Source organism: Pseudomonas sp. GW823-FHT04A03, from assembly GCF_058796615.1.
Map to the genome: position 1 here is coordinate 120,536 of NZ_JBXAIV010000007.1, position 22,528 is coordinate 143,063.

Annotated in this window: 13 protein-coding genes and 1 pseudogene; 9 read left to right on the plus strand and 5 right to left on the minus strand. The window is 63.8% G+C overall.

Annotated elements, in window-relative coordinates:
• Window positions 1-26 precede the first annotated feature (26 nt).
• Complete coding sequence (locus tag AC1Q9F_RS18675; RefSeq protein WP_011335095.1) at window positions 27-254, minus strand: DUF6555 family protein; 228 nt, start codon at window positions 252-254, stop codon at window positions 27-29.
• 137 nt (window positions 255-391) lie between these two features.
• On the opposite strand from AC1Q9F_RS18675, the gene AC1Q9F_RS18680 reads away from it, so the two are divergent.
• The 3 genes from AC1Q9F_RS18680 (at window position 392) to AC1Q9F_RS18690 (ending at window position 2,431) form a co-directional block, all read left to right on the plus strand.
• Window positions 392-1,180, plus strand: a complete 789-nt coding sequence (locus AC1Q9F_RS18680; RefSeq protein ID WP_085608280.1) for an AraC family transcriptional regulator — start codon at window positions 392-394, stop codon at window positions 1,178-1,180.
• An 89-nt stretch (window positions 1,181-1,269) separates the two neighbouring features.
• Window positions 1,270-1,443, plus strand: coding sequence for a DUF1427 family protein (locus tag AC1Q9F_RS18685; protein ID WP_007958996.1), 174 nt, complete (start codon window positions 1,270-1,272; stop codon window positions 1,441-1,443).
• Between the two features lie 31 nt (window positions 1,444-1,474).
• Window positions 1,475-2,431 (plus strand): quinone oxidoreductase family protein, encoded by a 957-nt coding sequence (locus tag AC1Q9F_RS18690; protein ID WP_492620601.1) that lies wholly within the window; start codon window positions 1,475-1,477, stop codon window positions 2,429-2,431.
• A gap of 47 nt (window positions 2,432-2,478) precedes the next feature.
• Here AC1Q9F_RS18690 and AC1Q9F_RS18695 read toward each other — a convergent pair whose 3' ends face one another.
• Entirely contained in the window at window positions 2,479-3,438 is a 960-nt protein-coding gene (locus AC1Q9F_RS18695; protein WP_492620602.1) for a nucleoside-specific channel-forming protein Tsx, read from the minus strand.
• Between the two features lie 411 nt (window positions 3,439-3,849).
• Between AC1Q9F_RS18695 and AC1Q9F_RS18700 the strand changes: the two genes are divergently transcribed.
• From AC1Q9F_RS18700 to mnmH, 3 genes are all read left to right on the plus strand, one after another.
• Window positions 3,850-14,370 (plus strand): autotransporter-associated beta strand repeat-containing protein, encoded by a 10,521-nt coding sequence (locus tag AC1Q9F_RS18700; protein ID WP_492620603.1) that lies wholly within the window; start codon window positions 3,850-3,852, stop codon window positions 14,368-14,370.
• 99 nt (window positions 14,371-14,469) lie between these two features.
• Complete coding sequence (gene selD / locus AC1Q9F_RS18705; RefSeq protein ID WP_492620604.1) at window positions 14,470-15,504, plus strand: selenide, water dikinase SelD; 1,035 nt, start codon at window positions 14,470-14,472, stop codon at window positions 15,502-15,504.
• Entirely contained in the window at window positions 15,504-16,607 is a 1,104-nt protein-coding gene (gene mnmH / locus AC1Q9F_RS18710) for a tRNA 2-selenouridine(34) synthase MnmH (RefSeq protein ID WP_492620605.1), read from the plus strand. Before selD ends, mnmH begins: the two co-directional genes overlap by 1 nt.
• Window positions 16,608-16,634: 27 nt before the next feature.
• Here mnmH and AC1Q9F_RS18715 read toward each other — a convergent pair whose 3' ends face one another.
• Entirely contained in the window at window positions 16,635-17,309 is a 675-nt protein-coding gene (locus tag AC1Q9F_RS18715) for a histidine phosphatase family protein (protein ID WP_207983366.1), read from the minus strand.
• Window positions 17,310-17,604: 295 nt separating this feature from the next.
• Here AC1Q9F_RS18715 and AC1Q9F_RS18720 point away from each other — a divergent pair, with 295 nt between their 5' ends.
• Both AC1Q9F_RS18720 and hemB read left to right on the plus strand, forming a co-directional pair.
• Window positions 17,605-18,303 carry a glutathione S-transferase family protein gene (locus tag AC1Q9F_RS18720; RefSeq protein ID WP_007958984.1) on the plus strand — a complete coding sequence of 233 codons (699 nt, stop codon included), beginning with the start codon at window positions 17,605-17,607 and terminating at the stop codon, window positions 18,301-18,303.
• A gap of 142 nt (window positions 18,304-18,445) precedes the next feature.
• Window positions 18,446-19,420: a porphobilinogen synthase gene (gene hemB / locus AC1Q9F_RS18725; protein ID WP_007958982.1), complete on the plus strand. Its 975-nt coding sequence runs from the start codon at window positions 18,446-18,448 to the stop codon at window positions 19,418-19,420.
• Between the two features lie 4 nt (window positions 19,421-19,424).
• Here the strand turns inward: hemB and AC1Q9F_RS18730 are convergent, their stop codons facing one another.
• Complete coding sequence (locus tag AC1Q9F_RS18730) at window positions 19,425-20,960, minus strand: FAD-dependent oxidoreductase (protein WP_492620606.1); 1,536 nt, start codon at window positions 20,958-20,960, stop codon at window positions 19,425-19,427.
• Window positions 20,961-21,154: 194 nt separating this feature from the next.
• Here AC1Q9F_RS18730 and AC1Q9F_RS18735 point away from each other — a divergent pair, with 194 nt between their 5' ends.
• Entirely contained in the window at window positions 21,155-22,243 is a 1,089-nt protein-coding gene (locus tag AC1Q9F_RS18735) for a DUF1615 domain-containing protein (protein ID WP_492620607.1), read from the plus strand.
• A gap of 78 nt (window positions 22,244-22,321) precedes the next feature.
• Here AC1Q9F_RS18735 and AC1Q9F_RS18740 read toward each other — a convergent pair.
• Window positions 22,322-22,528 (minus strand): annotated as a pseudogene (locus AC1Q9F_RS18740) (phage infection protein); the annotation flags it as partial.

Genomic DNA, 22,528 nt, shown 5'->3' on the forward strand with positions numbered 1-22,528 from the left:
GAAAGAGTCCCCGTCTGTGTCACAGCTTAGCTCGCCGGTCGCCAGGTGACGTTTTCCACGCCGAATTTTTCTGCCATCGGCTTGCTGGTCTTTTGCACTTTCTCCCGGCCGAAGCGCGGGATGCGGCCGACCCCTGCGTCGCAGCTTGCCCAGTGCCACGCTTCGGTGTTGTCCATTTTGTCCGAGCGGATAATGAACGACTTTGGCGCGCCGTGAAGGGTGTAATCGATGACGTACAGTTTTGCGTTGTTCATAAAGCCCATCTTCCTCCCTGTGGTAATAGAAGGATCGCTGCGCTCCGGGAAAATTCACTCGGATTGTCCGACGGTATCTATCAATGGCGAGGTTCCGGTCGGACTGGTTACCATGGCGCTTCCGCCCACCCCGATGAATGTTCGCCATGGCCCTCGCCGCGCCCCCTGATCTGAGTGATACCGATGTGCCGGTGCAGCCGCTGGCGCGGACGTATCCGCGTGGGTTATTTATCGAGCCGCATGAGCATGTCTGGGGGCAGTTGCTGTATGCGATGAGCGGGGTGATGTGGGTCGAGACCCCGCACGAGGCGCTGGTGGTGCCGCCGCAGCGGGCGGTGTGGTTGCCGCCGGGGGTGCCGCACGGGATTCGGGTGGTGTCGGATTTGCAGATGCGCAATATCTACCTGCGCCCGGCGCTGGCGGCGACTCTGGATCAGACGGTGCAGGTGATCGAGGTCGGCGGTTTGCTGCGTGAGTTGATCGTCGGGCTGGTGGCGCAGGGCGACAGCGGGGATGCGGAGTATTACGAGGCGCTGGTCGGGCTGGCGCTGCTGGAGCTGAAACGTGCAAGGCGTTCGCAGTTGAAGATCCCGTTGCCGGACGATGCCGACCGGCGGCTGATGAGTCTGTGTCAGGCGGTGATGGCCGCGCCGTCGCTGGACATTCCTTTCGAGCAGCACGCCGAAAACGCCGGGGCCAGCGTGCGCACCCTGGCGCGGTTGTTCAAGGAAGGGTTGGGCATGGGCTTCGCCGAGTGGCGGCGGCAGGTGCAGTTGGCGACGGCGGTGGCGGAGTTGATCCAGGGTGTGCCGGTCAGCGCGATTGCCCGTGAGCTGGGTTATTCGCCGAGCAGTTTCAGCGACATGTTCCGTCGGGAGCTGGGGGTTGCGCCTTCGCAGTTCGATGGCGGGCCGCTTGCCGGCTGATTTGGCCGAAATTCAGAAGTCCTTGGCCGATGCCGGTCGCCGCCTTTCCCTAGACTTTGCCCATTCCCTTTGTGTGGCGGAGTGATCCCATGAATTACCTGATTTCACTGGGCGTCGGTCTGGGTGTCGGCCTGCTGTATGGCGCGCTGGATGTCCGTTCTCCGGCGCCGCCGACCATCGCGCTGGTAGGCCTGCTGGGCATGCTGGCGGGCGAGCAGTTGTGGCCGATGGGCCGGCAACTGGTCAGTGGCTGGCTGTCCTGAATCCTGTCTTTTTCCTTCGGTGGAGATTTCCATGAAAGCACTGCAATTCGATAAAACCGGCGACCTGTCTTCCCTGCGCTTCGTCGAGGTGCCGACGCCTACACCGGGGGCCGATGAGGTGCTGGTGCAGATCAAGGCTGCGGGCCTCAATCCCAGCGACGTGAAGAACGTGCTCGGGCGTTTCCCCTACACCACGCTGCCGCGTATTCCCGGTCGGGACTTTGCCGGTGTCGTGGTTGAAGGGCCGCAGGCGTTGATCGGTCAGGAAGTCTGGGGCACCGGGCGTGAGCTGGGTTTCTTCGCCGATGGCTCCCATGCGCAGTTCGTCAAACTGCCGGCCAATGGCGTGGCGCATAAGCCTTCGCATTTGAGTTTCACCCAGGCCGCCAGCCTCGGCGTGCCTTACACCACGGCGTGGGATGCGCTGGAGCGCAGTCTGGTAAATGCCGAAACCCGTTTGCTGGTGATCGGCGGCGGGGCGGTGGCTACGGCGGCACTGGCGCTGGCCAAGGTGCGTGGCGCGCAGTTGCTGGCGGCGGCGCGGCGGCCGGAGCAGGTCAGAGACTTGCAGGCGCAGGGTTATCAGACGATTCAGCTGGATAAACCCGAGGATCTGGGTGCGCAGGTCAACGCGGTGTATCGCGGCGGTGCCGACGTGATCTTCGACACCACCGGTTTCTGGCTGCCGGCCTCGGTGGCGGCATTGGCGACTTTCGGGCGGATCGCGATAATCGCTGCGCCAGTCGATGGGCATGTGCAGTTGCCAGCGCTGGCCCTGTATCGCAAGGGCGGCTCGGTGGTCGGCATCAACTCGTTGCTGTATGGCGTTGAGGCCTGTGCGGCGATGCTGGAACAGTTCGGCCGGTTCTTCGACGAAGACCTGCTGCCACTGCCGCAAGGGCTTGTGGAAGCGCCGCTGGCCGAGGGCCTGGCGCGGTATGCCGATGTGAATCAGGGCAGCGGTGACAAGGTCATCCTCATCCCCTGATGTAAAACGACAAGGGCTCGCAGCCAATTGTTGCGAGCCCTTGCGCTTTAGAATTGATACCCGACCCCCGCGTAATACCCCCAGCCGTTTGAGCGCGCACGAAAGTTGCCGTCGCCGAAGTTCAGCTCGCTGCCATCCTCCCAGTTGCCGCCGTTGTGGAAGTAACGGCCGACCAAAGTGAAGCGCAAGTGGGTGAACGAGTACAGCAAGACGTTGGTCGCCACGGTGGCATTGGCGGTGCGCGCCGGGTTGTCCTTGTGGATGTCCGAGCCGAAATCGAAGTTGGTGAAGCCGATGTAGGTCAGCGAGGCACCGTTGCTGAATTTGTCGATCGGCACGATGTACTTGAGCTGCGCGCGGTAGCCGTCCCACGAATATTCGTTGCTGGCGCCGTAGTTTTCCCACTGATAGCGCCCGTACAGGTTGGCCGACAGATTGACCCGCGAGTGGGTGTCGATGTCGGTGCCGAAACCGCTGTACAGCGTGTTGGCGCGGTTCTCTTTACGGCTGCCGTGGTCGTAGATCCAGTCGAACGCCACGTACCATTCCTTGAACGGCCCGATGGCCAGGCTGCGGCCGGCGAGGTAGTCGATGGAGATGCGCGGTTCGTGCTCCATGAACACCGGTGAGCCGTGATCCCACACGCCTTTGTCGTGGCTGTTGCCGATGTTGAAGATCTTCGGAATGTCGATGTAGCCGTACAGCTCGAACGGACCCTTGCGCCCGAAGTATTCGTATTCCAGGTAGATATCGTCGGCCGGTTGCGGGCCGAAGCTGATGTCCTTGCTGCCGATCAGCATCAGGTCCTGGTTGTACCAGTCCGACAGGTACGCGCCTTTTTTCGGCGGGCTGGCTTCGGGGCTGAGGGCTTCACCCTGGGCGGACTCTTCGGGCAGGGCAGGCTGCGCCAGCGTGGTCTGACTGAGAACTCCGGTAACGCCGGCCAGTAGCAGGGAAACAGCAAAGGTGCGCACACCGCGACGGCGGTGGCAGGAAGAAACGTGCATTCAAAGTCCTTTTTGCAGATCAAGGCCCGGAATGATGGGGCCTGTACGGTTTTGTAACGAAAAGGCAGTCAACAGCGACTCGCAAACGTTTGCACAAGCCGTACCAGTTTCTCAAGTGGCTGAAAAATCGATTGATTCGCGGGTTTATCTGGCGACTCGGTCAACTCTCCTAAAAAGCGCCTGAAAAAGCCCTCAACCCCTTGCTCAGAACGGTCGGAAGTATCGACGCAGGGCCTTATCGCACAAAAGTATTAACACTATTTAACCGGTGTCCCATCGCGGGGCATCAACTAGCGTGTGTCTGGAATGCGACGGTTTATCTGATGACCGTCATACGCTTGATACGCGTGCTGAATCTTGCCGCAGTTTGCACGCCATCAAGGACGAAATTGGCCACGCAAGGAGTAACCCGTGGAAGCAAGGTTTGGTGTCGCCCTCGTTTCGCGTTTTTCCCCACTGTCCCTTGCTGTGCATCTGAGCGTCGCCGGACTCTTGTTCGGCGGTGTCAGCGAGCAGGCGTTCGCCACCTGTTCGGCGGCGGGCTCCACGATTACCTGTTCAGGCGTCCCGACGCTGCCGCTGTTTCTCAATGACTACAGCAGTGCCACCAGCGGCCTGACGGTCAACGTCACCAACGGCGCGCAGATGAACGCGACCCTGGGCGGCAAGGTGATCAACCTGACCGGGGCCAACATCAACCTGAACAACTCCGGCACTCTCGACCCGGCGTTGCTGGGCCTGGTGTCGATCCTCAGTGGCGGCGCATTCATCGGCACCGGCGCGACCAGCACGGTGAGCATCGTCAACAACACCACCGGGCTCATTCGCGGCACCGGCATGTTGCTCGGCCTCAACCTGACCAGCATCGACGGGCTGGGGATTGCCGTGAACAACTCGGTGTCGGGCACCACGACCATCACCAACGACGGCACGATTACCTCGACCGGGCTGTCGGTCGGCGGGATCACCCTGGCCGATACGCCAGTGGTCGGCGTGTATGGCGGTTCGCAAGTCAACATGACTAACAGCGCCACCGGTACGATCAACGGCCGGGTCGCGTTCGAAACATCGGTGGCGGGCAACACCTTCACCAACGCCGGTAACATCACCGGCGGCGTGTCGATGGGGGCGGGCAGTACCAACACCTTCTACGCGATCACCGGTTCCAGCGTTAACGTCGGCGACGGTGCGCAAGTTTCCGTCGGCCTCGGTGGCCTGATCGGAGTCAACCTGACCTTCGCCCCCACCGGGACGATCGATGGCGGTGCGGCCGGTACCAACACGCTGATCCTGCAAAACCCGATCGGCCTCGGCGGCGGCACCACCGGGACCGGCACGGCGTCCAGCCTGGTCTACGTCAACTTCAACAACCTGACCCTCAACAGCGGCACCTGGACCGTGCAAGGACCATTGGTCAGCGGTGCGACCACCCTCAATGGCGGTGTCGCGCAGTTCAACAACAACGCGGCGTTCGGCAGCGGTGTGCTGACGTCCAATGGCGGGATACTTCAGGCCAGCAATGCCGGTTTGACGCTGGCCAACCAGATCAATCTGGGCGCCGGCGGCCTGACCCTGCAAGGTATCAACGGCATGACCCTCGACGGGGTGATCTCCGGCACCGGCGGCCTGACCAAGATCGGCAGCGGCCAGATCAACCTCAGCGGTATCAACACCTACACCGGCAATACCGTGCTCAACGGCGGTGTGGTGCTGGTGGGTAACAATCAGGCGTTCAGCACCGGCGGCATCACCGTTGGCGGCTCTTCGAGCATTTCTGCAACGGCGCCGATTTCGCTGGCTAACGCGATCACGCTCAACAGCACCCTGACCGCGACCGGCACCGGTGCGTTGACCCTGGGCGGAGTGATCAGCGGCGCCGCCAACCTGACCAAAACCGGCAGCGGCAGCCTGACCCTCAACGGCATCAACACCTACACCGGGATCACCAGCCTCAGCGCCGGCACCTTGCGCGTCGGTAACAACAACGCATTGGGCACCGGGGTGCTCAACACCAGCAACGGCACCAGCCTCGACAGCACCGGCAACGTGACCCTGGCCAACAACGTCGGCATCACCGGTGCGCTGAACGTGCTCGGCAGCAATGCCCTGACCCTGGCCGGCATCGTCTCCGGCACCGGCGCGATCACCAAGAGCGGCAGCGCCAGCCTGACCCTGACCGGCAACAACACCAACAGCGGCACCACCGCGCTCAACGGCGGCAGCTTGCTCGTCGGCAGCAACACCGCCCTCGGCACGGGAGCCTTGAACGCAGCGGCCGGCACCACGCTGGATGCGACCACCGCCGTGACCCTGGCCAACGCGGTGGCGCTGGCAGGCGGGCTGACCATCGGCGGCACCCAGGCGCTGGGCCTGAGTGGCGTCATCAGCGGCGCCGGCAACCTGCTCAAGGGCGGCACCGCGAACCTGACCCTCAGCGGCAACAACACCTTCTCCGGCGGCACCGCGCTGAATAGCGGGACGCTGATCGTCGGCTCCAACACCGCGCTCGGCACCGGCGCACTGACCACGGCCGCCGGCACCACCCTCGACGCCAGCACCACCGTGGCGCTGAGCAACGCCGTTGCTCTGGGCGGCAACCTGAACGTCGCCGGTAACGCCAACCTGACCCTCGGCGGCGTAGTCAGCGGCAGCGGCGGGCTGACCAAGAACGGCGCGGCCAACCTGATTCTCAACGGCGCCAACACCTTCAGCGGCGGCACCACCCTCAACGCCGGGACCCTGACCGTCGGCAACGCCGCCGCTCTGGGCAGCGGCGCCCTGACTGTCGCCAGCGCTGCGACCCTCGACAGCAACACCTCGGTCATCCTGAACAACAACGTCGCCCTCAACGGCAACCTGGCTATCGGCGGCAGCAATGGCATGATCCTGGGCGGCGTGCTCAGCGGCGCCAGTCAACTGATCAAGAACGGCACGGCCAACCTGACCCTCAACGGCGCCAGCACTTTCACCGGCGGCACCGCGCTCAACGCCGGCAGTCTGACCGTCGGCAACGGCGCGGCACTCGGCACCGGTACGCTGACGGTGGGCGGGGCGGGCGCAACGCTCAACAGCAGCGCCAACGTGACGCTGAACAACGCGATTGCCCTCAACTCCAACCTCACCGCCGGCGGCGCCAACCCGCTGACCCTCGGCGGCGTGATCAGTGGCGGCAGCAACCTGATCAAGACCGGCTCCTCGACCCTGACCCTGACCGGCAACAACACCTACACCGGCTCTACGTCGCTGAACGCCGGGACACTGATCGTCGGCTCCAACACTGCCCTCGGCACCGGCGTACTCAACGCCGGCAACAACACCACGCTGGACGCCAGCACCGCGACGAGCCTGGCCAACAACGTCAACCTCGGTGGTAACGTGACCATCGGCGGCAGCAACGCGCTGACCCTCGCGGGCGTGGTCTCTGGGGTCGGTGGCCTGACCAAAAGCGGCCCGGCCGACCTGATTCTCAACGGCGCCAACACCTACTTCGGCAACACCGCACTCAACGTCGGCAAGTTGATTGTCGGCAGCAACACCGCGATCGGCAGCGGCGCATTGAACGCAGCGGCGGGCACCACGCTGGACACCAACACTGCCGTTACTCTGGGCAACCAGGTAAACCTCGCTGGCGCCATGAACATCGGCGGCAGCGCCGATCTGACCCTCACCGGAACCGTCGCTGGCGCCGGCAGCCTGGTGAAAAACGGCGCGGCCAATCTGAATCTGAATGGCACCAATACCTACGCAGGCGGCACCACCCTGAACGCCGGCACAGTGACCGCCGGCAACAGCTCGGCTCTCGGCACCGGTGCCCTGACCGTCGGCGGTGCGGCAACGCTCGACAGCAGTTCACCGCTGGTCAGCCTCGCGAACGCGGTCGTGCTCAATGCGGCGCTGAGCGTCGGCGGCACACAGGACCTGACCCTCGGCGGGGTGATCAGCAGCGCCGGCCAGTTGATCAAGAACGGCGCGGCCAACCTGACAGTCAACGGCACCAACACCTTCAGCGGTGGCAGCACGCTCAACGCGGGAACGCTGACACTGGGCTCGGCGGCTGCATTGGGCAGTGGAGGCCTGACCGTCGGTGGCGCTTCGACGCTGGACACCAGCACCGGCATGAGCGTCGGCAACAACATCACGCTCAACGCCGGCCTGACCCTGGCCGGCAGCAACACCCTGAACCTGAGCGGCGTGATCGATGGCGCCGGCAGCCTGACCAAGGACGGCTTCGGCGACCTGACGCTCAGCGGCAACAACACCTTCACCGGTGCGCTGAACATCGCCTCCGGCAGCGTCACCACCGTGAGCAGCGGGGCGCTGGGCAACACCTCCGGCGCGAACATCAGCGCCGGTGCGAATCTCTATCTCAACAGCAGCGCCAGCCTCAACGGCTTGAGCGGCAGCGGCAGTGTGCAGATCGCCGGCGGCAACACCCTGACGGTGGGTGGCGTGAACAGCACCAGCACCTTCGACGGCGACCTCGGTGGCAGCGGTGCGCTGACCAAAGTAGGCACCGGTACGCTGAATCTGACCGGCAGCAGCGGCATTACCGGCAATACCAACGTCAACGCCGGTACGCTGAATCTCACCGGTTCGCTGGCCAGCACCCAGCTCAACATCAACAACGGTGCGACCCTCACGGGTACCGGTTCGGCGCTGGGTTTCATCACCATCAACAGCGGCGGTCATCTGGCGTTGTCCTCGGGCAATACCTTGTCCACCTCGTCGCTGATCCTCACCGCCAACAGTAATGTCGACGCGAGCCTCGCCACGCCATCGACCAGCTCGCTGATGAACATCGGCGGCAACCTGACCCTCGACGGCAATTTGAACGTCACCGATGCCGGCGGGTTCGGTGTCGGTGTCTATCGCCTGTTCAACTACATCGGTGCGCTGACCGACAACGGCCTGACCGTGGCCGGTGTGCCGGTGGGTTATGGCCTCGGCGACATCCTCGTGCAGACCCTGGGTAATCAGGTCAACCTGATTGTGTCGGCGCCGAACACCAACCTGCGTTTCTGGGATGGCAGCCAGACCATCCCGAACGGCACGGTGGATGGCGGCACGGGTACATGGACTGCCGGCGGCACCAACTGGACCAATTCCAACGGCACGCTGAATCAGACCTGGGCCGGCGACTTCGCGGTGTTCCAGGGCACAGCCGGAACCGTTTCGGTCAACGGCACGCAACTGTTCACCGGCATGCAATTCCTCACCGATGGCTACAACGTGGTCAACGGCACGTCGGGTCTGCTGACCGCCGTCAACGGTAGCGGTGGTACTACGGCGATGCGGGTTGATCCGGGCGTGACCGCCACGGTCGGCGTGAACATCGACGGCAGCGGCATCCTCAACAAACTCGACGCGGGCACTCTGGTGCTTAACGGTGCCAACAGCTACACCGGCGGCACGCAACTGGACGGCGGTACCCTGGTGGTTGGCAGCAACACCGCGCTGGGCAGCGGCGCGTTGATCGCCAATGCCGGCACGCAACTCGACAGCAACACCGCCGTGACCCTGGCCAACGCAGCCACGCTCAACGGCAACCTGACGATCCTCGGCAGCAACGCGTTGACCCTCAACGGTGTCATTTCCGGCACCGGCGGCTTGATCAAGAACGGTTCGGCCAGCCTGACCCTCGGTGGTAACAACGCCTTTCTGGGGCCGGTGGCACTGAACGCGGGCGGTCTGATTCTGGCGTCGAACAGCGCGCTGGGCTCGGCCACCCTGAACGCGGCGAACGGCACCACCCTCGATACCAACGGCGCTTTCGCTGCGGGCAATGCGATCAACCTCGCGGGCAACCTCGGCATCGTCGGCAGCAACGATCTGACACTCAGCGGGGCCATCAACGGCGCTGGCAGCCTGACCAAGAATGGCGCGGCCAACCTGATCCTGAGCGGGGCCAACAACTTCCTCGGTGGCATCACCCTCAACGCCGGCACCCTGACCGCCGGCAGCAACGGCGCCCTCGGTCTGGGCAACCTGACCGTCGCCGGTGCCTCGGCGCTGGACAGCAACACCTCGGTGTCGCTGGGCAACAACGTGGTGCTCAACGCCAACCTGACCAACACCGGCAACAGCGACGTGGCGCTCAGCGGCGTGGTCAGCGGCACCGGTGGTCTGATCAAGAACGGCGCCTCCAACCTGACCCTCAACGGCATCAACACCTACAGCGGCGGCACCACGTTGAACGCCGGCACCGTGACCCTCGGCACCTCGGCGGGCCTGGGTTCCGGCGCAGTGACCGTGGCGGGCGCTTCGACCCTCGACACCACGGCGCCGCTGGTGCTGGCCAACAACCTCAACGTCAATGCCAACCTGAGCGTGGCCGGCAACAACAACCTGACGCTCGGCGGCGTGATCGACGGGGCGGGCACCCTGACCAAGAACGGTCTGGCCGACCTGACGCTGTCCGGCAACAACACCTTCAGCGGCACCTTCGATGTGCAATCCGGCAGCCTGACCACGCTGGGCAACTCGGCACTGGGCAGCAATGCCGGGGTCAATCTCGGCGCTGCGGCGACCCTCAACCTCGGCGGCTCCGGCAGCCTCGCCAGCCTGACCGGCAGTGGCACCGCACTGATCGGCGGCGGCAACACGCTGAGCATCGGCGGCAACAACGCCAGCAGTATTTTCGACGGCGTGCTCACCGGCACCGGTGAATTGAGCAAACTCGGCACCGGCACGCTGACCCTGACCGGCCTCAACAGCCTGACCGGCAACACCACGGTCAACGCCGGCACCTTGAACGTCAGCGGCTCGCTGGACAGCGCCAGTGTGCTGGTCAACAGCGGCGGCACCCTGACCGGTGGCGGCTCGCTCGGCGGGGCGGTGACTGTGGCGGACGGCGGTCATCTGGCCGGCGCCACCGGCAGCACCCTGTCGGTGAATTCGCTGGTGTTCAACGCCAACTCCAACTTCGATGTCGGCCTCGGCACACCGGTGTCCGGTGGCGGTAACGCGCTGGTCAACGTCGGCGGCAACCTGACGCTCGACGGTACCCTCAACGTCAGCGACATCGGCGGTTTCGGCAGCGGCGTGTACCGGTTGATCAACTACACCGGCGGCCTGACCGACAACGGCATGCTGATCGGCACCGTGCCGAGCAGTGTCACCCCGGGCGATCTGACCCTGCAGACCGCGCTGGCCAACCAGATCAACCTGCTGGTCACCGCACCGGGTGTCACCGTGCAGTTCTGGGACGGCAACCAATTGGTCGCCAACGGTTCGGTCGATGGCGGCAGCGGTACCTGGGGCACCGGCACCACCAACTGGACCGACGTCAACGGCACCACCAATCAGGCCTGGACCAACAACTTCGCAGTGTTCCAGGGCGCGGCGGGCACCGTCACGGTGAATGGCGCGCAAACCATCACCGGCATGCAGTTCGTCACCGACGGCTACAGCCTGCAGAACGGCACGGCCGGTTCGCTGAATCTGGTCAACGGATCACTGGGCAATGCGACCGTGCGGGTCGACCCGAATGTCACCGCGACCGTCGGCGTGGCGCTCAACGGCGCCGGTACATTGGGCAAATACGACACCGGCACCCTGGTGCTCAACGCGGCCAACGGCTACACCGGCGGCACCGCGCTCAATGGCGGCACGATCGTGGTTGGCAACAACGCCGCCCTCGGCACCGGCGTACTGACCGCCGCCAACGGCACGGCGCTGGACAGCAACACGGCGGTCAGTCTGGCCAACGATGTGCTGCTCAATGGCGGACTCACCGTCGCCGGTTCCAACGCGTTGACCCTCGACGGTGTGGTCAGCGGCAGCGGCAGTCTGATCAAGACCGGCGCATCGAGCCTGACGCTCAACGGCAGTAACACTTACAGCGGCGGTACCCAACTGTCCGGCGGCTCGCTGATCCTGGGCAACAACAGCGCGATCAGCAGCGGCGCCCTCAGCGTGTTGGGCAACGGCACCCTCGACAGCACCTCTGCGCTGCAACTGGCCAACGCCATCAACCTTGGTGCGGAATTGACCCTGGCCGGCAACCAGAACACCACGTTGATCGGGGCAATCACCGGCAGCGGCAGCCTGGTGAAAAACGGCAGTGGTGACCTCGTCCTCAGCGGCGCCAATACCTACAGCGGCGGCACCACGCTGAACGGCGGCAGTACCCGTGGCGATACCAGCAGCCTGCAAGGGGCCATCGTCAACAACGCGACGCTAACCTTCGAGCAGAACAGCGACGGCAGCTACACCGGCAATCTGACGGGCGCCGGTACTTTGAACAAAACCGGCACCGGCGCCTTGCTGCTGACCGGCAACAACACCTTCACCGGCAACACCTCGGTGCAGGCCGGTTCGCTGAACGTCAACGGAGTGCTCAACAGCGCCAACGTCAACGTTGCCAGCGGGGCGAAGATCGGCGGCAGTGGCGTGTTCGCAGGCGCGGTGCAACTGGCCAACGGTGCGACGCTGACCGGCGGCAACAATGCAACCCCGTTGTCAGTCGGTTCGCTGACATTGTCTTCGGGCACCAACCTGGACTTCTCCCTCGGCTCGGCCGCCAGTTCCACCACCGTGGTCAAAGTCGCCGGCAATCTGACCCTCGACGGTACGCTGAACATCAGCAACGCCGGTGGCTTTGGCACCGGGGTCTATCAACTGTTCAGCTACGGCGGCAGCCTGACCGACAATGGTCTGGTCTACGGCAGCCTGCCGGTGCCGGTGGCCAACCTGACCCTGCAGACCGCGTTGGCCAACCAGGTCAACCTGCTGGTGCAGAACACGCCGGGTGAAGTGCAGTTCTGGAACGGTGGCACCACCAACCCGGACGGCAGCATCGGTGGCGGCAGCGGCGTGTGGGGGCCGGGCACCAACTGGACCGATCCGACCGGTACCCAGGCGCAGGCGTCTAGCGGACAGTTCGCGGTGTTCGGTGGACAGAGCGGCACAGTCACCGTGCAAGGCAACCAGAACTTCACCGGGTTGCAGTTCCTCGCCAGTGGTTACAGCCTGGTTCCGGGTGCCGGCGGCACGCTGACACCGGTCAATGGCGCTGGCGGCAGTCTGGCGCCGGTGCGGGTGAATGCCGGTGGCAGTGCGGAAATTTCTGCACCGCTGGTGGGCAGTGGCGGCATCGAGAAGCTCGATTCCGGCACGCTGATCCTCAGCGGCGCCAACACCTACAGCGGCGGGACCACGGTCAGCGGCGGTACGCTGATCGGTAATACCCTCAGCCTGCAAGGCAATATCCTCAACAACGCCTCGCTGGTGTTCCAGCAGAATGCCAATGGTCAGTTCAATGGTCGACTCAGTGGTGTCGGTGCCTTGGCCAAACGGGGTGCCGGAACCCTGCTGTTGACCGGTGATCAGCCGTTCAGCGGCACCGTTGCGGTCGATCAGGGCGTGCTGCAAGTCGGAAGCCGCGCGGCACGCGCTTCGCTCGGCGGGCAGGTCACCGTGGCCAATGGCGCCGGCTTGAGTGGTAACGGCAGCGTCGGTTCGCTGGTCAACCACGGTGTGGTGCAGTCCGGTGCCGAGGCGGGCACCTTGAGTGTCGCCGGCAATCTGACCAACGCCGCTGACGGTGTGCTTGCCCTGACCGTCAGCTCGCCGACCGCCACACCGCTGGTGGTCGGGGGTACTGCGGCTCTGGGCGGCGGTCTGCAGGTCAACAGCCTGGCTCCGTTTACCAGCAACACCGTGTATTCGCTGATCACCGCCGGTGGCGGAGTGACCGGCACCTTCAGCGCTGCCGATCTGCCGCAATATGCGTTCCTCAATACGGCGCTGGTGTATGACCCGAATGCGGTGAACCTGGTGGTCACCCGCAACGACAACTCGTTCGTCGATGTCGCCGCCACCGGCAACCAGCGCAACACGGCCTCGGCGTTGATTCGCAACGGGGCGGCGGGCGCGGCGTTGCAGAATGAAATCGTCAACCTCAGCGTGGCCGGGGCACGTGACGCCTTTGACAGCCTGTCGGGTGAAATCCATGCCAGCACCGCCAGCGCCATCCTCGAGGATTCGCGCTACGTGCGGGACGCGGTCAATGATCGCATGCGCCAGCCATCGTGCAGCGCGCCGGACGATCCACGTCGCGCCCTGGCGCCAAGCGACAATCAGCTGAGCAGCAACGGCTGCCACGGCGAAATGGTCGGCTGGGCCCGCGCACTTGGCGCCTGGGGCGAGTCGGACGGTGACAGCAACAGTGCGAAACTGGATCGCAACCTGAGCGGCTTCATGCTCGGCACCGACAAGCAGCTCGATGACCAATGGCGCGTCGGCATGGCTGCCGGCTATACCCGCAGCGATCTGGACGCCCATGATCGTCGTTCGAATGCCACGGTCGAGAGCTACCACCTGGCGGCGTACCTCAACTCGCAATTCGATGCCTTGGCAGTGCGCCTTGGTGCGGCGTACAGCTGGCACGACATCGAAACCAAACGCGATGTCAGCGTCGGCGCCTACAACGATCGGTTGAAGGCCAATTACGACGCTCGTAGCGCTCAGGTGTTCGGTGAAGTCGGCTATGCCATCGAAGCGGCCGGGATAGCCCTGGAACCGTTCGCCGGCCTGGCGTACGTCAACTACGACAGCGACAAGGCCAAGGAGAAAGGCGGAGTAGGGCGCCTGCGCGCCGAGTCCGATCAGGACATCACCTTCTCGACCCTGGGCGTGCGCGCCGGCAAGGTCATCACCCTGGCCAACGGCGGGCAGTTCACCCCGCGCGCGGCCCTCGGCTGGCGGCATGCCTTCGGCGACACCAAGCCCGACGCCGACCTGACCTTCATCGACGGCGGCGCCTCGTTCAACACCCAGGGCGTGCCGATTGCCAAGGACAGCGCGGTGGTCGAAGCAGGCGTGGACTTCCAGATCAGCCCGACCGGCAAACTCGGTATCGGCTATTCAGGGCAGCTGTCGAACGAGAGCAACGACCATGCGATGACCATCAGCTTCAGCCTTGGGTTCTGATTCAGGAGCGAAGCACTTCAGCCGCCCGCAAGGGCGGCTTTTTTTTGCCCGCCGACCCCTCTGCTAAAATCCCTCCCACTGCCTCTCGGAGACCGCCCCATGACCGATCCCATCCGTCTGACCCAATACAGCCACGGCGCCGGTTGTGGCTGCAAGATTTCGCCCAAGGTGCTGGAGGTGATTCTGGCCGGCAGCGGGGCGCAGAACCTTGATCCGAAACTGTGGGTCGGCAACGCGTCGCGCGATGATGCGGCGGTGTATGAAATCGATGCCGAGCGCGGGGTGGTCTCGACCACGGACTTCTTCATGCCGATCGTCGACGACCCGTTCGACTTCGGCCGGATCGCCGCCACTAATGCCATCAGCGACATCTACGCCATGGGCGGCGATCCGTTGATGGCGATTGCGATCCTCGGCTGGCCGGTCAACGTGCTGGCGCCGGAAGTGGCGCGAGACGTGATTCGCGGCGGGCGCGCGGTGTGCGATGCGGCGGGGATTCCACTGGCCGGCGGGCATTCGATCGATGTGCCGGAGCCGATCTTCGGCCTGGCCGTCACCGGGCTGGTGGAAAAACGCTTCATGAAACGCAACGACACCGCCACCGCCGGTTGCCTGCTGTACCTGACCAAACCGTTGGGCATCGGCATCCTCACCACCGCCGAGAAGAAGGGCAAGCTGCGCCCCGACGACATTGGCGTGGCCCGGGACTGGATGTGTACGCTGAACAAGCCCGGCAGCCGTTTCGGCAAACTGGCCGGGGTCACCGCGATGACCGACGTCACCGGATTCGGGCTGCTCGGGCATCTGGTGGAAATGGCCGACGGCAGTCACCTGACGGCGCGCATTTTTTACGACCGGGTGCCGCGTCTGGCGAGCGTCGAGTATTACCTCGAACAGGGCTGCGTGCCGGGCGGCACCCTGCGTAATTTCGACAGTTATTCGGGCCGCGTCGGGCGGGTGCAGGAATTGCACAAACGCGTGCTGTGCGACCCGCAGACCAGCGGCGGGCTGCTGGTGGCCGTCACCCCCGAAGGCAATACCGAGTTTCTCGCCGTCGCTGCCGAACTCGGCCTCTCTCTTGAACCGATCGGTGAGCTGATCGGGCGACAGGGCACCGCCGTCGAGGTGAATTGATGGCCGTCGACTTCACCGACTATCGCGACATCTTCCTCAACGACCGGCCGCTGATGGACGCCCGTGCGCCAGTCGAATTTCACAAGGGCGCGTTTCCCGGTGCGCTCAATCTGCCGCTGATGAACGACATCGAGCGCCAGCGGGTCGGCACTTGCTACAAGCATTACGGTCAGCAGGCCGCCATCGAACTGGGCCATCAATTGGTGTCCGGCGCGGTGAAGGCCGAACGGCTCCAGGCCTGGGCGGCGTTTGCCCGGGCGCATCCCGAGGGGTTTCTGTATTGCTTTCGTGGCGGCCTGCGTTCGCAGATCGTCCAGCAGTGGCTCAAGACAGAAGCCGGCATCGACTACCCGCGTATCGGCGGTGGTTACAAGGCGCTGCGGGGATTTCTGATCGACACCCTCGAATCGGCCCAGGCCGAGTGTGATTTCGTGTTGCTGGGCGGCATGACCGGCACCGGCAAGACCGAAGTGCTGGTGCAACTGCGCAACAGCGTGGATCTGGAAGGCCATGCCAACCACCGGGGCTCCAGTTTCGGCAAGCGCGCGACCGGTCAGCCGTCGAACATCGATTTCGAGAACCGGCTGGCCATCGACTTCCTGAAAAAACGTGCCGCCGGCATCGATCAGTTTGTGCTGGAGGATGAGAGCCGGGTGGTGGGCAGCTGCGCGCTACCGCTGTCGCTGTATCAGGGCATGCAGCAATACCCGATGGTCTGGCTGGAAGATCGTTTCGAGCAGCGCGTCGAGCGAATCCTGCGCGATTACGTGGTGGATTTGTCCGCCGAGTTTCAGGCAGTGCATGGGGAAGAAGGCTTCGGACGGTTTTCCGAGCGATTGCTGGATAGCCTCGACAATGTGCACAAGCGCCTGGGGGGCGAGCGCCATCGACGCATGCGGGTGTTGATGGAAGAGGCGCTGGCGGAGCAGGGCCGAAGCGGGGCGGTGGATTTGCACCGCGCGTGGATCGAGGGTTTGCTGCGCGAGTATTACGACCCGATGTATGTTTTTCAGCGCGAGAAGAAGGGCGGGCGGATCGAGTTTGCCGGGGAGCGGCAGGCCGTTATCGAGTACCTGCGTCAACGCGACAAACCCAAGGCCTGACGGGGCCCGAGCGGGCCCCGGGCAAACTCAGGTCGGACAGCTTTCCTGCCCGTTATCCAGTCCCTGTTTGTAGCTGTGGCTCTGCAGGCTGGCTTTGCCGTTGTGCCAGGTCAGGGTCAGCACATACAGCGAGTCGTAATCGCTGGATTCCCAATCCTCGGTGATCTTCTGCTTCTCGCCGACCGCCTTGCCCGCGACCTTGTTGATCAGTTCCGGCAGGTAGCCATGGGACCACGCGGTGTAGATGGTCGAGTTGTGGTACTTGTCTTCGATCAGCTCGCGGGCCAAATCGCTGGTGTCATTGGCCGAGAACTCGATGTTCACCGGCAGGCCGAGCTTGATTGCGGCCGGGCTGATGGTCATCAGCGGGCGGATGTAGCTGTAGGAGTTGTCCAGTTCGCCTTCCTCGACATTGCGCGTCGGGTTGGCGGCGAACACATAGTCGGCCTTGCCGAATTTCTCCGGTAGCAGGGTCGACAGGTCGATGGCCCGGTTCAGTCCCTGGCAGTTGAGCTGGCCGAGACCGCCGGCCGGTTTCTCTGCGTGGCGCAGGAACACCAGGGTCTGGGTGCCGTCCACTGGTTGCGCGCGGCTTTCGCTGGATTCCAGCGACAGGAACAGCGCACTGACCGCCAGCAGGGTGGGCAGGGCCACATAGGCGCGGTGTTTGAAACGTTTGGCGACTTTCATCCAGTTCGTCATGGGATAAGGGTTCTTCAGTCTGTTCGGTTAAGGCTGACAAACCTCTACACCGGTGCTTGGACGCCGGGTGTTTTCCCTGTCATCAATGGCTTGCTTGGAGCCCCCTGAGGCCCATTTGGTTCGATCCGCTTGAGTGCGCCGCACTTTACCGTTCAGCCTGTGCGGATGGAGGGAAGGTTAACCACAGGATGTTGCGGATTTAAGTAAGCCTGCGCAGGGAGGCGTAAAGAACCCGAGCCAGAGCGCTGATCGTGGATTATGCTCAGGCCTTTCATTTTGTGACTGGATGCTACACATGACCGATCTGTCCGCGTTCCCGATCACCCAGAAATGGCCGGCGCAGTACCCTGACTGGATTCAGCTTTATTCCCTGCCGACCCCCAACGGCGTCAAGGTCTCGATCATGCTCGAAGAGATCGGCCTGCCCTACGAGCCGCATCGCGTGGGCTTCGACACCAACGACCAGATGTCCCCCGAGTTCCTGTCGTTGAACCCGAACAACAAGATTCCGGCGATCCTCGACCCCCATGGCCCCGAGGACAAACCGCTGCCGTTGTTCGAGTCCGGCGCGATCCTGATCTACCTCGCCGACAAGAGCGGCCAGTTGCTGGCCCAGGAAGGCGCGCTGCGCTACGAAACCATTCAGTGGCTGATGTTCCAGATGGGCGGTATCGGCCCGATGTTCGGCCAGCTCGGTTTCTTCAACAAATTCGCCGGCAAGGATTACGAAGACAAGCGTCCCCGTGACCGCTACGTCGACGAAAGCAAACGCCTGCTCAGCGTGCTGAACACCCGCCTGGAAGGGCGCGACTGGATCATGGGCGAGCGCTACACCATCGCCGACATCGCCACGTTCCCGTGGGTGCGCAACCTGATCGGCTTCTACGAGGCGGGCGATCTGGTCGGCATCAACAACTTCCCGAACGTCACCCGGGTGCTGGAGCGCTTCCTGGCGCGGCCGGCGGTTGTGCGCGGCTTGACCATCCCTTCCTGACCCGGTTGCAGCCGGGTGCGCAGATTGTTGCGTGCCCGGTAATGCACTGTTGATTGATCCAGGTTTGTACCCCGTCCCCCGCAAGGCATAAGCTTCGCCCCCTACGACTTTCGTCTCATCCGCTGTTTTCAGGAAAGGCCCCATGTCCAGTCAGTTCCCCGAAGCACGTCCACGCCGTCTGCGCCGCAATGCGAGCCTGCGCAGCCTGTTCCAGGAAACCGAATTTTCCCTCAACGATCTGGTGCTGCCGATCTTCGTCGAAGAAGAGATCGACGACTTCGTGCCGATCAAGAGCATGCCCGGCGTGATGCGTATTCCCGAGCGCAAACTGGCCGGCGAAATCGAGCGTTATGCCCGTGCCGGGATCAAGTCGGTGATGACCTTCGGTGTGTCCCATCACCTGGACGCCAACGGCAGCGACACCTGGCGCGAAAACGGCCTGGTGTCGCGCATGTCGCGGATCGCCAAGGACGCTGTGCCGGAAATGATCGTGATGTCCGACACCTGCTTCTGCGAGTACACCGACCACGGCCATTGCGGCGTGATGCACAACCATGAAGTCGACAACGACCAGACCCTGATCAACCTCGGCAAACAAGCGGTGGCGGCAGCGCGTGCCGGTGCCGACGTGATCGCGCCGTCGGCAGCGATGGACGGTCAGGTGCGGGCGATTCGCCGGGCACTGGACGATGCCGGCTTCACGCAGATTCCGATCATGGCCTACTCGACCAAATTCGCCTCGGCGCTCTACGGCCCGTTCCGCGAGGCTGGTGGCAGTGCGCTGAAAGGCGATCGTAAAAGCTATCAGATGAACCCGATGAACCGCCGCGAAGCCCTGCGCGAATCGCTGCTCGACGAGCAGGAAGGCGCCGATGCGCTGATGGTCAAACCGGCCGGCGCGTACCTGGACATCATCCGCGACATCCGCGAAGCCTCGACCCTGCCGCTGGCGGCGTATCAGGTCAGCGGCGAGTACGCGATGATCAAGTTCGGCGCCCAGGCCGGAGCCATCGACGAAGATCGCGTGGTGCGCGAAAGCCTCGGTGCGATCAAGCGCGCGGGTGCGGACCTGATCTTCACCTACTTTGCGATGGACCTGGCCCTGGCCGGGATCTGATCCTTCAGGGGCAATTGAAAAACGGCCGGATCCCGTGGTCACGGAAGTAACGTTCGATCACTTTCGGATCCGCGCTGTTGTCGGCAATCGCCACGTAGGTATCCGGGCGCAGCAGGTAAAAGCCGTTGCGCCCCAGTCCCGCCGTTTCAAACGCCGGGCGCCAGTCGAACACGTGCAGCGGCAAGTGATGTTCATTGCACCAGGCGATCATCTCGTCGCTGGTGTCGCCGTACACATGCACCTGCCAGCACGGATGGCGCAACGGCTCGTAATTATCCCCCTCGCCATCATGGGCCCACGGCAAGCGGTCGCCGCCGTGGACGTGCCCGGCCACGCCATCGCTCAACGTCATGCCCCGATAGTTGACGGTAATTTGCGAGACGGTGCGAAACAGGAATTCGCGGCTGGTCTCGAAGGAGGCCATTTTCGGAATCAGGAATGGCGCCAGCCGCGTGCGCAACAGGTCGGCCATACGGCCTTCGGCGGTGACGAAGCTGAAGACCTTGTCGGTGGTCGACACCAGTCGCCGGGCAAAGGCGATGCGTTCGGTTTCGTAGCTGTCGAGCAGTTTTGGCGTGGCCGCGCCGCCGAGCACTGCCGCGAGTTTCCACGCCAGATTGATCGCATCACCGATGCCGGTGTTCATGCCCTGACCGCCAGCCGGGCTGTGTACGTGCGCCGCATCGCCGAGCAGAAACGCCCGGCCCTTGCGAAAGTGATCCGCCACCCGGTGATGCACGCGGTAGGTCGAGAACCAGTTGACGTCTTCGATGTGCACGTTCAGATGCTCGATGGCGCGATTGCTGACATCGGAAAATTCCAGGGTTTCGGCGCGATCCGCGCGCTCATCACGCACGGTGCCGATCAACCGCGCACGGCCTTCGCCGGCCAGCGGGAACACCGCCAGAAAGTCCGCCTCATCCAGATCCAGATGCAACTCGCCGTTGAGCGCCGGGCCGCTGGCCTGCACATCCGCGACATAGAAAATCTGCTGATAAGTGCCACCGGGAAAACCGGTGTCGAGGGTTTTGCGCACAACCGAACGGGCGCCGTCGCACCCGGCCAGATAGCAGGCCTGGCAGATTTCCTGCTCGCCATCCGGCAGGCGCAAATGCGCGGTGAGGCCGTCGCCGTTTTCCGTGAAACTCTCAAGCGTCGTGTTGCGCTCGATGGTTACGTCGTAGTCTTCGAGGCGGTCGATCAACAGCCGCTCGTGTTCGTCCTGCGGGTACATTTCCAGAAAGGCATAGGGCGTCAGGCCTTCGCCGATCCGGTTCAGCGGCAGTTGCGCCACGGGTTTGCCCTTGACCCAGAAATTCGCCGCGGCCACCCGGTGACCGTTGCGCACCACGGCGTCGGCCAGATCCAGTTGCCGGTACAGCTCAAGGGTGCGCGCCTGCACCGCCAGCGCCCGCGACGTGGTGCCCGGCGCGGAGGTCTTGTCGATGATGCGCACGCGCACGCCCAGTTTGCTCAGCCACAGGGCCAGCACCAGTCCGGTGGGGCCTGCGCCGATGATCAGAACATCACTGCGGTTCATGGTCTGTCCTCCTCGCGTGTCCTGATCCGGGACTAGCCAATGAGTGTGCAGCAGCAAGTATGGATCAGACGGCGAGGGCGGCCAGTCGGCCTGCCAAACGGGACGATGGAACAGTGCCGCCGGCCCGCAGTCCTATCCTGCACCCTGCGATTGAGCGTAGGGTTAACCCGGCTCAACGGACTGGATGAAGCGTTATGCACACCCCTCGATTATTCGTCAGCCTCGCCGCGCTGCTGGTGCTGGCCGGTTGCGCCGGTCAACGCAGCGAAGAACCGGCGCCGCGCCCGCCCGCCGAGGTCAAGGCGCAGATCGTGCGCTTGCTCCCGGCAAAAACCGCCGATCGCCAAGGCTGGGCCACTGACATCTACGCCGCGTTCGCCGCCCAGGGCATCAGCCCGACCACTCAGAATCTGTGTTCGGTGCTGGCCGTCACCGAGCAGGAATCCACTTTCCAGGTTGATCCGCCGGTGCCTGGCCTGGGCAAGATCGCCCGTGACGAAATCGACCGCCGCGCCGCCAAGGTGCATATCCCGAGCCTGTTGGTCAGCGGTGCCTTGCAGGTGCGCTCGCCCAACGGCAAAACCTACAGCGAACGCCTGAGCGCCGCCCGCAGCGAAAAGGAATTGAGCGCGATTTTTGACGACTTCATCGGCTCGGTGCCGATGGGCCGTACGCTGTTCAGCGGTTTCAACCCGGTGCACACCGGCGGGCCGATGCAGGTCAGCATCGAGTTCGCCGAGAAGCATGCCAGGGACTATCCGTACCCGGTGGACGGGACGATTCGCCATGAAGTGTTCACCCGTCGCGGCGGCATGTACTTCGGTATCGCCCATTTGCTGGGTTATCCGGTGAGTTACCGCGAGCCGCTGTACCGCTTCGCCGACTTCAATGCCGGCTGGTACGCCAGTCGCAATGCGGCGTTTCAGAACGCGGTCAGCCGGGCGTCGGGGATTCCGCTGGCGCTGGATGGCGACCTGATCCGCCCGGGCGCGATCATGCCGGGCAGCACGGAACTGGCGGTGCGCGCCCTCGGCAAATCCCTGGGCATGCGCAATCCGGTGATCCGCGATCAACTGGAGAAAGGCGATAGCCTGGCGTTCGAGGAGACCAAACTGTATCAACGGGTTTTCGAGCTGGCGGAGCGTGCGGAAGGCAAGTCACTGCCCCGTGCGGTGTTGCCGGGCATTGTGCTGCAGAGCCCGAAGATCACCCGCAAACTGACCACGGCGTGGTTTGCCAAACGGGTCGACGAGCGCTATCGGCGCTGCATGGCCAAGGGCTGAGGACGATCAGAAAGGTATAAAAAAACCCGGCTGACGGGAGCCGGGTTTTTTCTGGGTTGCTGCGGTCAAGCCATTCATTCAGGCAACGCGACGTTCAATCAGACGATCCGAACCACCTTCAGCAACGCGACGTTCAATCAGACGATCCGAACCACCTTCAGCAACGCGGCGTTCGATCAGACGATCCGAGCCACCTTCGGCAACGCGGCGTTCGATCAGACGATCCGAACCACCTTCGGCAACGCGACGTTCGATCAGACGATCCGAACCACCTTCGGCAACGCG